The sequence below is a fragment of the Blautia faecis genome, assembly GCF_020554845.1.
GTDB classification, from domain to species: domain Bacteria; phylum Bacillota; class Clostridia; order Lachnospirales; family Lachnospiraceae; genus Blautia_A; species Blautia_A faecis.
The window spans coordinates 23,575-36,927 of the sequence record NZ_JAJCIA010000010.1; the positions used below are offsets into that span (position 1 = coordinate 23,575).

A 13,353-nucleotide genomic window follows, 5' to 3' on the forward strand; every position below is an offset into this window, starting at 1 on the left:
GAAATCTATACGTTGTATAAGTATAGCACAAAAAATCCCAGAGGAAAACGATTTTTTTCGTCACTCATTTTTGACAAAAAATGACAGAGCGGGTTGATATCCACCCCAAACCGTGATAAAATCAGTACACATTGTGGTAAAGCAATATAATATTTATACAATATGATATTTTATAATGTGAAGTAAATAACAGATTCTAAGTTTTGTCAATATGTAATTTTCAGAGTGACGGTTTACAGGTACTGTTCCGTTACTGTTCACAGGGAATGTTCCGCGAGGTGTTTTTTGTGAGCAAGGCTCACAGAAAACCCGAGAATTGCGGCGCGAAATCATGCAAATGCATGATTTCTGTGCATCACGGAGCGTGTTGCTGTGAACGGAGTGAACAGCTGCGAAGTATACCTCGGTCTGCAGAAAGGAATCAATGCGTCATAATCAAATTTCCAGACAGAATAAAAATAAAAAAATAAAATATCTCGCCATAGGACTTGCCGCTGGCGTTCTTGGCATAGGCTCAGCTGCAGGTGTTCTCACTTCTGCCAACAGCCATGCTGTGACCCAGAGTGCATCCTCTTCCACACAGGATACTGACCAGATCACTTATAAAGGTGTTACCTATGTTCCGAAAGGGAATCTTGAGACTTACCTTTTCGCCGGAATTGATTCTCCGGATAAGGTAACCGAGATCAAGGAATACGACGGCACCGGTCAGTGCGACGTGCTGCTTGTGCTTGTCCGCGACAGAAGCACAGACACCTGCAAGTTTCTCACCATCGACCGGAACACCATGACTCCGGTGAAGAGCCTTGCAGATGACGGCTCTTACATAGATACCACAGAATGCCAGATATCCCTGGCACACGCCATGAGCCTGGATCATGAGACCCGTGCAGAGAATACTGTGGATGCAGTTTCCACGCTCCTTGGAGGTCACAAGATCGACGGCTTTGCAATGGTAAACATGAGCGCCATCGAAGTGGTAAATGATATGGTTGGCGGTGTCACCGTCACCATCGAGGATGATTTCCCGGACAGTGACACACTGATCAAGGGACAGACCGTAACTCTGCACGGTAAGGACGCTGAGCGCTTCATCCGTGAGCGCAAGACCGTTGCCGACGGACTGAATGAGAACCGGATGAGCCGTCAGGCCCAGTACGAGGAAGCTTTCAAGCCTGTTTTCCAGGCGAAATGCAGTGAAGATAAGACGTTCCCGCTGGATCTTTATCATGCACTTGAGGACTACATGACTACCAACATCAGTGCCAAGAAGTTTTCCCGTCTTGCCCTTCTTCTTTCCGATGAGAAAGAGGAGGAGAAAGTATCCATAGAGGGAACTGCAGACTTCGACGAGGATGGCTGGCAGACTTTCACTCCTGATCCGGACAGCCTTCAGGAAGCGATCCTTTCGCTTTTTTATAAGGAAAAGAAATAATTTTCCTGTTAGAAAATAAATCGTAGCTGGGAAAATTCTGAACAGCTACAATAAACAAAATTAAGGAGACCCGACATGAACGAAGAACTCACAAACGACGAGGTGGAAATCGACCTTGTGGATCTAGGCTACGCCTTGTTAGACAAATGGCGTTATCTGCTGATCAGTCTAATTGCAGGCGCTGTACTTCTGGGTGCGTATTCCTTTTTCTTTATCGCACCTACCTATGAATCCACAGCCAAGCTTTACGTAGTATCTGCCTCAGACGATTCTGTAGTCAATTTAAGTGACCTGAATCTTGGTACTTCCCTGACTGCAGACTATGAACAGCTGATGCTCAGCTATCCGGTACTGAACCGTGTCATTGACCGTCTGGATCTGGATGCCACATCTGATGAACTGGCTAAAGCTTTTTCACTGAACAACCCAAGCGATACCCGTATTCTGGAGATCACTGCTACTTCTACCGATCCGCAGATGGCTATGGATCTGGCTGAAACTATGGCAGAGGAAGCTATTGATTATCTCCCGGATACCATGAGCACACTTGCTCCGAATCTGGCGCAGCATGCCAAGCTTCCTGAGAGTAAGGTAGCTCCAAGCTATACCAAGTTCACCATGATCGGTGCTCTGCTTGGTCTTCTCATCTGTGCAGCATTCTTTATTGTAAAATATCTGATGGATGACACCATCCATACTGCAGATGATATGGAAAAATATTTTGGACTGGTACCTCTTACCACTATCCCTGACAGCGATCAGGTAATCGATCTGGATGAGGAGCAGCACCGCAGACGCGGCAGAAAGAGAGGTCGTAAGAAATAATGAACCAGCTTAATGTAAACCTTCCGGAGCTGCCCTATGCAGTTTCCGAAGCGATGAACCGACTTCGTATTAATATTAAATTCTGCGGTAAAAATACCCGCAAGATCCTTTTGACCAGCTGCCAGCCTAATGAAGGTAAGAGTACCATTTCCTCCTACCTGTGGAAAATGCTTGCAGAAGCAGGATTTCCTACTGTTCTGGTAGACGTTGACCTTCGTAAATCTGTTATGAAAACACGTTTTCAGATGGACTATGACGATGACACTACCATGGGACTGAACCACTATCTTTCCGGTATGGCAGAATATGAGGACGTTGTATACAGTACCAATATTCCAAACGGCTATATGGTTCCGTGTACACAGCTCCTTGAGAATCCTTCCGCTCTTCTGGAAGATGTTCGTTTCAAAGAGCTTCTGAATACCCTTTCAGAGAATTATCGTTTTGTTATTATAGATTCCCCGCCGCTTGGCAGTGTATCAGATGGAGCGCTTATCGCTTCTCTGTGCGACGGCGCAGTTCTGGTCGTACGTGCCGGTACTACACCGCGTACTCTGATCAAGCAGTCTCTTTATGAGATCCAGCAGTCTGGCTGCAAGCTCCTCGGTACAGTTCTGAACCGTGCCGATGTAAAGGGACGTGTTTATGGCAAGTATGGCTATGGAAAATACGGTTATGGTTATGGATACGGCTATGGTTATGAGCCTAAGGATAAGAAAAACAGCTCTGACTCCGCTGCCGCAGATAAGAATTCTACCGAAAAATAACCGTTTGTGCTATTTTTACCGGCTGTGAACTTTATTCACAGCAATCCAACTTCCGGATAAACGGGTCTGCGTGGGGAGACCGTTTATTAAATACATTAAATTAAGAAATAGAGGGTGTTACCAATGAAATCATTCAAAAAAGTAGCTGTAACCATCCTGGCTGCAGTAATGATGCTTCTCATCAGCACTACTGTTTTTGCAGCAGATTCACCTGTAAAAACATCTTTCAATGCTTCTCTTACAAAGAAGACTGTAACTTACACTGGTAAGAAACAGCAGCCAAAGGTTGTAGTTAAGAATGAAGCTGGAAAAACAATCAAAGCTAAATACTACACAGTAAAAGTTAAAACATGTAAGAATGCCGGAACATACAAAGTTACCATCATCGGTAAAGGAAAATATGCCGGATATACACAGACTCTTACTTACAAGATCAAAGCTAAAACTCAGAAGGTTACCTTAAAGTCTACTGACAAGTATACTGTAAAGGCTTCTGCAGTTAAGAAGAACAGCAAGACTCTTAAGAAAGCTATCAAAGTAACTAAGAAAACTGGTAAAGTTTCTTACACAACAAACAACTCCAAGATCAAAGTTAACAAAAACGGTAAGATCGTAGTTGCTAAGGGAACCAAGAAAGGTACCTATCAGGTAAAAGTTACTGTTAAAGCTAAAAACTACAAGACAGTAAGCAAATACATCACCGTTACAGTTAAATAATTCTGGTGTATAATAAAAAACAGCTCTCTGACCACGCAGGGAGCTGTTTTTATTTTGTTACTGATTTTCGCCTCACATATTATCCTCAGCTTAGGCGGCTGACCTTCTGACGATACTCTTCCAGGTCGCCTTCATCAATATAACCGATACTTAGCAAATATAAATTAAGCGCTTTTGTAAAATCCCCCGTAGCTTCGGCGCCGTTTAAAGCAAAATCCAGATCTATAATCTTCTTCTCCTCTTCCTCCGTGCAGTCTACAATCTGAAATTGAACAGAGCATTGCTCTATGTCATAATTCATCGCAAGCAATATTTCCTTATCATCCTTGCAAACAGACAATTCAATTTCACGTTCCACCACCTGTTTCAAATCCAGTCCATAATTCAATATACCGCTATTTTTTACATATTTGATATCATCGGCCTGTAAAATCAGCTGAAGTACGTCCTGTATTGTTTCCTTCATTTTCTCTCACATCTTTCCTTTATTTTCGCAGCTGTTTGCTGCTTCAAATTTCTATGCTCATAATAGCACGGAAACAGGAGCTTCACAAGTTTTATCTGTCTGTTTTTATCTAAAAATTTCGAGATTTTTTTCTGACGCAGCACTATAGATCTTCATACCAGAACTATACAGTGGATGATTGTATAAAAGAGCGAATGATCGCATTGTCACTGGTATTTTTCCAATAGCTGATAGGGGTTGCCTTTGGATCACGCTGCAATTCCAGCAGATAATTCATCACATCCCAGGGGCAATATACATCAAAATCACCAAAATGGTAGCCATCATACCATGCTTTAATATCAACAGCCCGTTCCACCAAATCAGCATCCTTTGGTAAGTCGCTGCTCATGCTCTGCGCCAATCTGGATTCCTTCAGATTTTCCAGCAGCACGTCCCTCCTCTAATATATCTAATACTACCTCTTCAAATTTAAGAAAGAAAACATATTTAATACCTTGCTTCCAGTTTGCAAGTTTAAGTTCTGATTTAGCTAATCGCTTGCAAAAGTAAATTCTGGCAAATCAAAATATCATGATTTTTATGGAAGTTAGTTTTGCAAAGTTCTTCAAAACTGGAATTTACTATTAGAAACAAGTTGTTTTATGCTTCATGATATTCTCCTTGGATAACGCCATCCGGATTCTATTGCTGACCCACAACTATAACTAGATATCAAGAGGTTTGCAACACTAACTTCTATCATTTAGTGTCTTTTCCTGTTCCTCTCTCCATTCACTCTGAAAATATCTATCATACTGTTTCGGTGCTACTTCAGGTAATTGTCCCAGAACAGCAAAAAGAAATTCATTAGCGTATAAAATTGCCTGCTCTCTAGGAATATCATATTTGTTCATCAATCTTATAATTGAATCAAGCAAACTTTTTTTAAGAGTATAGCCAGAATCTCCTTTCATCTCATTTGCCAATTTAGTCATATTTTCTTTAGAAAAAACTAACGCCAAATCTTCAAATAATTGCTCTGCTTGTGGTTCAAAATCAATAAAAAACTCCCCAGTTTCAACAAACAATTTCTTTATGTCATAACCGGCTTTAATTTTACCAGCCAAATGTTCTCCTGCCGCCAATATAATTTCAGTGCGACCTGCAGATACTACTTCTTTAAGTAAAGCTTCTACCATATACCTTCTCCCCTATCTCTCCTAATTATTTTTACTATTCTGTCTCATCCGAATTTCCTAACTTTATATCTTATAGCTCGAATCCATCACTTTCCGTTTCCACCATAACGTGTACCACCGACTCTGTTCCGGACTCGCGGACCAGGATCCTGCCGATATCTCCCAGCTCTTCTGTAACCTTCTTCACCGCTGCCTGCACGTCCACATCGTCCTGTGCGGCCTTCTTATCGGTTACTCTCACATTGGTAAGCACCTGCGGATACACCGTAAACCCTTATGCCAGTTCACTAAGCTTCTTTCTCGTTATTATAACTTCCATGATTTTCAAGCTAGTCAGGATTCTATTGCCTGTGCATGCATTGGAAATGTCATCTCGTTCGCTTTTGTAGCCAAAAAAATACTTGTAATAGAAATAATTACAGTTATAAGAACCTCCCATTTTTTACAAATTCTCTCATAATAATACCATTAGTCCTCTTTTTCCATATTATAAAAATATATCAAGATATTTTCTCCAAACAATATGTTTCTTCTTCCTTCAAAAAACTTTTTTTATTTCATTCATCAATCGCAGCAAAAATCCTGTTAATCTCCTCGAATGTATTTACTGCATCTTCAAAATTCTGTTTCTGATCAGTATACAGCAAATCCTCATGCAAAGTTTCATAACGTCTTTGTATTGATTCATTAAAGTATTCTTTCCATGAGTTAAAATCATATTTCCCAGTAGGATCATATTCTTCGGAAATATTTCTTTTCTGCAGATAGTAACTATCTGTATCCTTTGTTTTTCTTAAAAGGGATTTTAGCTCTTCCGATGCTTTTAAAAATTCCTGAATATCCTCGCGCTGAAAAAGCCTGGTAACATCATAAATATGACGTACTTTATTTCCTAATGTTCCACATATTGCATGTCTTTTAACTGACATCACCTTATCAAGAAATGTACGTTCAATAGCCAACACATTTATTACCACTTCTTTTAATTCATATTCAGCTATAACATCTTCCATTTCCTGTTTTTCCAGGTATTCTTGAATATATGTCTTCAATACTCTTTTAGAATATGGATCTGGTCTAACACTGGAGCCAATTTCCAATTTCACTTTAATATTATCATTATTACCAAAGAAAACATAAGAGCTTTTATTCCTATCGTTTCGCTCTTCTGGGATAATTTCCACTTTATAAGTGTTTGTCATTATCTTCTCTATCTTCTTTAAACTTTTATCATACTGCTTTTTAGACAAACCAGAAGCCAAAAATGTCAAATCTATATCTTCTGAAAACCGTTCGATTGAGCCTGGATAGCATTTACTAAGTGAAGTTCCACCTTTGAACACACAACAGTCTGCAAACTCACTCTTCTCAAGTTTTTGAAGCATACTCACAATGTAATAATCTCTTCTAACAGCGTCTTCTGGAATGCCAATGTATCCAGCTGTTATACTACAAAGATCTCGAAAATCCTCTTCATTCTCATGCAGTCTCATATATTTCCTCCATGGTTGGAATTGCATAAACAGACATTGATGATAAAAATTGTTTTAATGAGTTATTAACATTTAGATACTCCAAAAAGGATTCCAAAAAAGCAATTGTTGCCTTTTTATATTTCATATGCTCCAGGACATAGACCGCAGCTTTATCAGAATAAGACTGTGCAAACTTCTCCATATAAGTAATCAGCGCTTTTTTGTTTACATCTTCTATCTTAGAATAATTTTGAAGAATCTCCAGAGTTTCAATTACTGCTACGCGCTCTTCATTCAGATCACAAGAGATATTTTTTACAACCACATTCTGAATTGTTTTCCTTTGCCCTGGCACATGATTTGAAAAAACTTCCGTCTGCTTACTTATTTGTGTAGTAAGTCCTTTCTCATTATACAGTTTATAGCCTACAACCAATCCCTTCTGATTCCCAATGTAATGAGTAACAATATCCTGCTCTCTGATCGGAACAATTCCAAATCTGGATTTCTTCGGCTTATAATATAACCCTTTAGTCAAATGGACAAGTGAACCACTTTGGCAGAAGCGTTCAAGTGTTTTATAAAATGCTGCTTCTGTCATGTCATCTGCCAAGAAAGTATATATACGGCTTGCTTCAATTACAGTATTCTCTTTAATATTGCAAAGAAACAATTCTATCCGCTCTCTACTATTCATCACTCCTGCTCCTTCTAATTATTTTATTTAAATAATAAACAGACATAGATCGAATGTCAAGTAGATTTTGTTTTTACTCGACATTCAGATGCTGCAAACTTATAACAATTTAATCTCTAAATATTCTATACGAAATTATTATATTATAACTTATCTTATACACACCACCGCCGCCCGGCACACGCCGGGCGGCGGCATCCACGGCATCCAGCCCTTACCCGGCCACATACCCATTTTCTTTAATTACATTCACAACCATATCCACATACTTCTGGCAGATTTCTTCACTCTCCGCTTCCACCATAACACGCACAACCGGCTCTGTTCCAGACTCGCGTACCAGGATTCTTCCGGTATCGCCCAGTTCCTCTGTAACCTTCTTCACCGCAGCCTGCACATCTGCATCATCCTGCGCTGCCTTCTTGTCGGTCACTCTCACATTGGTGAGCACCTGAGGATAAACGGTAAAACCTTCTGCCAGCTCACTGAGCTTTTTCTTTCTTGCCATCATAACTTCCATAATCTTCAGGCTGGTGAGAATGCCGTCACCGGTACTGGCGTATTTGCTGAAAATAATATGCCCGCTCTGCTCACCGCCGATACGGCAGCCGTTTTTCATCATGTACTCATATACATATTTGTCTCCCACGGCTGTTTTCGCGTAGTCGATTCCAAGCTCATCAAAGGCCTTGTACAAACCGAAGTTGGACATGACGGTGGTGACAACGGTGTTGGTCAGCAGTTTGCCGCGCTCTTTCATATACTTTCCGTAGATGTAGAGAATGTGGTCGCCGGTGATCACGTTGCCCTTCTCGTCTACGCAGAGACAGCGGTCTGCATCGCCATCATAGGCAAAACCAACGTCCATTCCATTCTCCACCACGTATTTCTGCAGTCCACCGATATGGGTAGAACCAGCATTGTTATTGATGTTGGTGCCATCCGGCTGGGCGTTGATCACGTAGGTTTTGGCGCCGAGAGCATCAAAAACAGCCTTGGCAATGTTCCAGGAGCTTCCGTTGGCACAGTCCAGCGCCACCTTCACGCCGCGGAAGGAATAGACACCCAGAGAGATCAGATACCCTATGTAACGGTTTCTTCCGGAAACATAGTCTACTGTACAGCCGATTTTTTCCTTCTTTGCAAAAGGAATCTCCTCCCATTTCTGCCCGAAAACTTCCAGATTTCCATCCAGATAGGCTTCCACAAGTGAAATGGTCTCCTCGTCCATCTTCTCCCCGTTTCCGTTGATCAGCTTGATTCCATTGTCGAAATATGGATTATGGCTTGCGGAAATCATAATACCGCAGTCAAATTCATCCACTCTTGCCACATAAGCCACAGAAGGTGTGGTCGTGACATGGAGAAGATATGCATCCGCACCGGAAGCCACCAGTCCGCCAACCAGTGTATACTCGAACATATAGCTGGAACGGCGGGTATCCTTTCCTATTATGATACGCGCCGGCGTGTCGTCACCGTTCCGGCGTTTCAGTTCTCCGTAATACCAGCCGAGAAAACGGCCTACTTTATATGCATGATCTGCTGTCAGGTTTTCATTTGCCTCTCCGCGGAAGCCATCTGTACCAAAATATTTTCCCATTTTTATAACCTCATCCTGTTGTTTTTCCCCCGAAAAACATCTGCCGTTTCTGTTCACCGCACCCATAAGACTGCTGCAAATTTACTCTACCGTAACACTCTTTGCCAGATTTCTCGGCTTATCCACGTCAAGTCCCTTTGCCACGCTGACGTAATATCCCATAAGCTGTAACGGAATCACCGCAAGGCTTGTGGCAAAGCACTCCTCTGTCTTTGGAACATAAACGGTAAAGGAAGCCGTATCTTCAATATTATAATTTCCATAGGTAGTCAGCCCCATGAGATAAGCTCCGCGGCTTTTGCACTCTACCATATTGGAAATGGTTTTTTCATAAAGCTCAGACTGGGTGAGCACACCGATCACAAGAGTGCCGTCCTCAATGAGACTAATAGTGCCATGCTTCAGCGTTATTCTACAGTAACACTTTTTGCCAGATTTCTAGGTTTGTCTACATCTAACCCTTTAGCCACGCTGACATAATATCCCATTAGCTGCAACGGAACAACCGCCAGACTTCCTACAAAGTGTTCATCTATCTTCGGAACATAAACTGCAAAATTTACTTGATCTTCAATCTCATATTTTCCATATGTTGTCAGTCCCATCAAATACGCACCACGACTCTTGCACTCCAACATATTACTGATGGTTTTCTCGTAAAGATCACTCTGTGTCAATACACCAATTACCAATGTTCCTGGCTCGATCAGACTGATTGTACCATGCTTTAATTCCCCGGCTGCATATGCTTCAGAATGAATATAAGAAATTTCTTTCAGCTTTAAACTACCCTCCAGGGAAATCGCATAATCAATTCCTCTGCCCACAAAGAACACATCATGTGCATTAGCATATTTCGCAGCAAACCATTGCAGTCTTTCCTTATCCTGCAAGATTTTCTGAATCTTATCTGGAATTGTCAATAACTCAGTAATGTAATTACTATACTGCTCTTCTGTAATGGTATTTCTAATTCTGGCAAATTGAACAGCAAGACAATACATTGCTACAAGCTGAGCGCTGTAAGCCTTTGTCGTTGCCACTGATATTTCCGGACCAGCAAGAGTATAGAATACTTTATCTGCCTCACGAGCAATACTGCTGCCAACCACATTTACGATTGCCAGAGTTGTTATATCTTTTTCCTTTGCCAAACGCAAAGCTGCTAAAGTATCTGCTGTTTCCCCCGATTGGCTGATGACAATAACCAATGAATTTTTATTTATTGGCATTTTTCTGTATCTAAATTCAGATGCAAGCTCCACTCTTACTGGAACATCCACCAAGTCCTCTATCACATACTGCGCTGCCATTCCAACATGCCAAGCTGAACCACATGCAACAATATATATCTGTTCAAATTTCCGAATTTCTTCTTCTGTAATTTCAACTGATGATAAATCAATACAATTATTTTTTATGACAGAACCCAAAGTATCCTGAACGGCTTTCGGCTGTTCATGGATCTCTTTCATCATAAAGTGTTCAAATCCTGCTTTTTCTGCTGCCTCGGCATCCCACTTAATTTCTGTTGTCTGCTTTTCAATCTCATCCCCATCAAGGTTAAAGAAATGAGCTTCTCCAGGTGTCAATCTGGCAAATTCCAGATTACCAATATAATAAACATTTCTGGTATATTGCAGAATAGCCGGAACATCAGAAGCCACATAAGTTTCGCCGTCTGTCACTCCAATAATCATTGGACTGTCTTTTCTTGCTACCCAAATTTCTCCCGGATAATCTTTGAACATAAGTTCCAAGGCATAAGAACCACGCACACGAACCATTGTTTTGGCAATCGCATCAATCGGTCCGAGATTATACTTCTTATAATAATAGTCCACTAATTTGATTACTACCTCTGTATCAGTCTGACTATAAAAAGTATAACCATGCTTTAATAATTTTTCTTTAAGCTCCGTATAATTTTCGATAATGCCATTGTGTACTCCAACCACTTCTGATTCTACTTCTCCAGAACCTGATCTTGTACAATTTCCAGATACATGCGGATGTGCATTAATCTGACTTGGCTCGCCATGTGTTGCCCAACGTGTATGTCCGATTCCACATGTTCCTATTAGTGCTTTTCCTTCATCTGTTTTTTCAATCAGATTGCCTAATCTTCCCTTGGCTTTAACCACCTGTGCCAGACGCTCCCCATCTCGCACAGCGATTCCAGCCGAATCGTACCCTCGGTACTCTAATTTAGACAGACCATTTAATAAAATAGGTGCTGCCTGCTGTCTTCCAGTAAAACCAACTATTCCACACATTTTATTTTTATCTCCCCGTAAATACTATTGTTTATTTACATTTTCAAAAATATAATCCATTAATTTTCCATATTGTTCGATTCTATTTTCTTCTGGCAACATTTCGATAATCTGCAAAGCAATTAAATATTTCTCGGTTGCCTCCAATCGTTTGTGGTACTTTGCAAGTTGTTTAGATGTTTCCCTATACATCCAGAAGTAAAGACCAGACACAATCTCTACTATCGCTCCAGATAAACCAGCCATAAATGATGCTGAATTATTTCCACCTAATAAAAATATAATGACTGCCAAAACAAAAAGCATAAATCCTGCAAAGCATGAGAACATAGCTGCTGAAAAAGATTTTCTAATTTGCTGTTTACAGATAACATAGAACTCCTTCAATTCTTTTAAATTTTCAAACATTAAAGTTCTAATATCCTGATTCTCTTCCTTGCTTTTTTCAGTTAAAATATCCAGATCCTTAATGGCTTCTGAAACCTCTTTTGCTTCCTTTTCAGCAACCAACTCATCTGTTTTTACTTTCATTTTGTACAGAGCATGTATTGATTTTATTATCCAAATAATCCCCAAACACCATGTTATCGGAGATGAAACCGGCGATTCACAATACTGCACTATCAATCGATGTATAAATTGCAATGCATTTCCAATCATCTTTTAATCTCTGCCATACAAATCTCTTGTATATACTTTGTCTTTCACATCATCCAAACAACTATCATATCTATTTGCTATAATTGCCTGGCTCTGTTCTTTAAATTTATCCAGATCATTCACAACCTTGCTTCCAAAGAAAGTGCTTCCATCTTCCAATGTTGGTTCATAAATAATAACCGATGCCCCTTTAGCCTTAATTCTCTTCATAACTCCCTGTATAGAAGACTGGCGGAAATTGTCTGAATTTGATTTCATAGTAAGACGGTATACACCAATTACAACCTCTTTTTCCATAGAAGCATCATATGTATTTTCATCTCCATAAGCATAATATCCAGCTTTTTGTAATACACGATCTGCTATAAAATCCTTCCTTGTTCTATTAGACTCAACGATTGCAGACATCATATTCTGAGGAACATCTGCATAATTTGCCAGAAGCTGTTTTGTGTCTTTTGGTAAGCAATATCCACCATAACCAAATGACGGATTGTTATAATGAGAACCAATTCTAGGATCAAGGCATACCCCATTAATAATCTGCTGTGTATTCAGTCCCTTCATTTCTGCATAAGTATCAAGCTCATTAAAATATGATACTCTAAGAGCCAGATATGTATTAGCAAACAACTTCACCGCTTCTGCTTCTGTAAATCCCATTATCAAAGTATCAATATTTTCTTTAATTGCGCCCTCCTGCAGCAATCCAGCAAACGTGTTCGCAGCTTTTACCAATCTGGCATTTTCAACATCTGTTCCCACAATAATTCTGGATGGGTACAGATTATCATATAATGCTTTTGACTCTCGTAAAAATTCCGGACTAAAGATAATATTATCACAGTGGAATTTCTCTCTAATGCTTGCAGTATACCCTACCGGAATTGTAGATTTAATTACCATAATTGCATCTGGATTATATTCAATAACCAGCTTAATCACAGCTTCTACTGCTGACGTATCAAAGAAATTTTTCTTGCTGTCATAGTTTGTAGGTGCAGCAATAACAACAAAATCAGCATCCTTATACGCAGATTCCGCATCTAACGTAGCTGTCAGATTTAACTCTTTTTCCTTCAAATATTTTTCAATATATTCATCCTGAATCGGACTAATCCTTTTATTGATCTTCTCGACTTTTTCCGGGATAATATCAACTGCCATTACCTCATGATTTTGAGATAACAATGTGGCAATAGAAAGTCCTACATATCCTGTTCCTGCTACTGCTATTTTCATTATATTTCC

General features: G+C 40.1%; 13 protein-coding genes and 2 pseudogenes. 4 read left to right on the forward strand and 11 right to left on the reverse strand.

Annotated elements, in window-relative coordinates; genetic code table 11:
- The first annotated feature begins 424 nt into the window (after window positions 1–424).
- The 4 genes from LIZ66_RS06850 (at window position 425) to LIZ66_RS06865 (ending at window position 3,744) form a co-directional block, all read left to right on the forward strand.
- Complete coding sequence (locus tag LIZ66_RS06850; RefSeq protein WP_227200759.1) at window positions 425–1,435, forward strand: LCP family protein; 1,011 nt, start codon at window positions 425–427, stop codon at window positions 1,433–1,435.
- A gap of 75 nt (window positions 1,436–1,510) precedes the next feature.
- Complete coding sequence (locus LIZ66_RS06855; RefSeq protein ID WP_227200758.1) at window positions 1,511–2,260, forward strand: YveK family protein; 750 nt, start codon at window positions 1,511–1,513, stop codon at window positions 2,258–2,260.
- Entirely contained in the window at window positions 2,260–3,027 is a 768-nt protein-coding gene (locus LIZ66_RS06860; RefSeq protein ID WP_227200757.1) for a CpsD/CapB family tyrosine-protein kinase, read from the forward strand. The genes LIZ66_RS06855 and LIZ66_RS06860 overlap by 1 nt, the downstream gene beginning before the upstream one ends.
- 123 nt (window positions 3,028–3,150) lie before the next feature.
- Window positions 3,151–3,744: a hypothetical protein gene (locus LIZ66_RS06865; protein WP_227200756.1), complete on the forward strand. Its 594-nt coding sequence runs from the start codon at window positions 3,151–3,153 to the stop codon at window positions 3,742–3,744.
- An 85-nt stretch (window positions 3,745–3,829) separates the two neighbouring features.
- On the opposite strand, the gene LIZ66_RS06870 is transcribed toward LIZ66_RS06865, so the two are convergent.
- The 11 genes and pseudogenes from LIZ66_RS06870 to LIZ66_RS06920 form a co-directional block, all read right to left on the reverse strand.
- Window positions 3,830–4,210, reverse strand: a complete 381-nt coding sequence (locus LIZ66_RS06870; RefSeq protein ID WP_227200755.1) for a hypothetical protein — start codon at window positions 4,208–4,210, stop codon at window positions 3,830–3,832.
- Between the two features lie 181 nt (window positions 4,211–4,391).
- Window positions 4,392–4,550: pseudogene (locus LIZ66_RS20330) on the reverse strand (AAA family ATPase); the annotation flags it as partial.
- Window positions 4,551–4,941: 391 nt separating this feature from the next.
- Window positions 4,942–5,391, reverse strand: a complete 450-nt coding sequence (locus LIZ66_RS06880) for a hypothetical protein (protein WP_187566197.1) — start codon at window positions 5,389–5,391, stop codon at window positions 4,942–4,944.
- A gap of 70 nt (window positions 5,392–5,461) precedes the next feature.
- On the reverse strand, window positions 5,462–5,632 hold the full coding sequence (locus LIZ66_RS19900) for a hypothetical protein (protein WP_330608504.1): 171 nt from the start codon (window positions 5,630–5,632) through the stop codon (window positions 5,462–5,464).
- 316 nt (window positions 5,633–5,948) lie between these two features.
- Window positions 5,949–6,884, reverse strand: coding sequence for a nucleotidyl transferase AbiEii/AbiGii toxin family protein (locus LIZ66_RS06890; protein WP_187566196.1), 936 nt, complete (start codon window positions 6,882–6,884; stop codon window positions 5,949–5,951).
- Complete coding sequence (locus LIZ66_RS06895) at window positions 6,871–7,563, reverse strand: hypothetical protein (protein ID WP_187566195.1); 693 nt, start codon at window positions 7,561–7,563, stop codon at window positions 6,871–6,873. The genes LIZ66_RS06890 and LIZ66_RS06895 overlap by 14 nt, the downstream gene beginning before the upstream one ends.
- A 214-nt stretch (window positions 7,564–7,777) precedes the next feature.
- The gene (gene glmM, locus LIZ66_RS06900) at window positions 7,778–9,166 is read right to left on the reverse strand and encodes a phosphoglucosamine mutase (RefSeq protein ID WP_227199041.1); all 1,389 of its coding nucleotides are present in this window, start codon (window positions 9,164–9,166) and stop codon (window positions 7,778–7,780) included.
- A gap of 81 nt (window positions 9,167–9,247) precedes the next feature.
- A pseudogene (locus LIZ66_RS06905) lies at window positions 9,248–9,577 on the reverse strand (SIS domain-containing protein); the annotation flags it as partial.
- Window positions 9,574–11,442 carry a glutamine--fructose-6-phosphate transaminase (isomerizing) gene (glmS, locus tag LIZ66_RS06910; RefSeq protein ID WP_087273357.1) on the reverse strand — a complete coding sequence of 623 codons (1,869 nt, stop codon included), beginning with the start codon at window positions 11,440–11,442 and terminating at the stop codon, window positions 9,574–9,576. The gene glmS and the pseudogene LIZ66_RS06905, both read right to left, overlap by 4 nt.
- 24 nt (window positions 11,443–11,466) lie before the next feature.
- On the reverse strand, window positions 11,467–12,102 hold the full coding sequence (locus LIZ66_RS06915) for a TRADD-N-associated membrane domain-containing protein (RefSeq protein WP_087273355.1): 636 nt from the start codon (window positions 12,100–12,102) through the stop codon (window positions 11,467–11,469).
- A 3-nt stretch (window positions 12,103–12,105) separates the two neighbouring features.
- Complete coding sequence (locus LIZ66_RS06920) at window positions 12,106–13,344, reverse strand: nucleotide sugar dehydrogenase (protein ID WP_087273381.1); 1,239 nt, start codon at window positions 13,342–13,344, stop codon at window positions 12,106–12,108.
- Window positions 13,345–13,353: the final 9 nt, after the last annotated feature.

Bases quoted from the DNA above. Each gene is read 5' to 3' on its own strand.
- LIZ66_RS06850 (WP_227200759.1), top strand. From the start codon at position 425: ATGCGTCATAATCAAATTTCCAGACAGAATAAAAATAAAAAAATAAAA.
- LIZ66_RS06855 (WP_227200758.1), top strand. From the start codon at position 1,511: ATGAACGAAGAACTCACAAACGACGAGGTGGAAATCGACCTTGTGGAT.
- LIZ66_RS06860 (WP_227200757.1), top strand. From the start codon at position 2,260: ATGAACCAGCTTAATGTAAACCTTCCGGAGCTGCCCTATGCAGTTTCC.
- LIZ66_RS06865 (WP_227200756.1), top strand. From the start codon at position 3,151: ATGAAATCATTCAAAAAAGTAGCTGTAACCATCCTGGCTGCAGTAATG.
- LIZ66_RS06870 (WP_227200755.1), bottom strand. From the start codon at position 4,210: ATGAAGGAAACAATACAGGACGTACTTCAGCTGATTTTACAGGCCGAT.
- LIZ66_RS06880 (WP_187566197.1), bottom strand. From the start codon at position 5,391: ATGGTAGAAGCTTTACTTAAAGAAGTAGTATCTGCAGGTCGCACTGAA.
- LIZ66_RS06890 (WP_187566196.1), bottom strand. From the start codon at position 6,884: ATGAGACTGCATGAGAATGAAGAGGATTTTCGAGATCTTTGTAGTATA.
- LIZ66_RS06895 (WP_187566195.1), bottom strand. From the start codon at position 7,563: ATGAATAGTAGAGAGCGGATAGAATTGTTTCTTTGCAATATTAAAGAG.
- glmM (WP_227199041.1), bottom strand. From the start codon at position 9,166: ATGGGAAAATATTTTGGTACAGATGGCTTCCGCGGAGAGGCAAATGAA.
- glmS (WP_087273357.1), bottom strand. From the start codon at position 11,442: ATGTGTGGAATAGTTGGTTTTACTGGAAGACAGCAGGCAGCACCTATT.
- LIZ66_RS06915 (WP_087273355.1), bottom strand. From the start codon at position 12,102: ATGATTGGAAATGCATTGCAATTTATACATCGATTGATAGTGCAGTAT.
- LIZ66_RS06920 (WP_087273381.1), bottom strand. From the start codon at position 13,344: ATGAAAATAGCAGTAGCAGGAACAGGATATGTAGGACTTTCTATTGCC.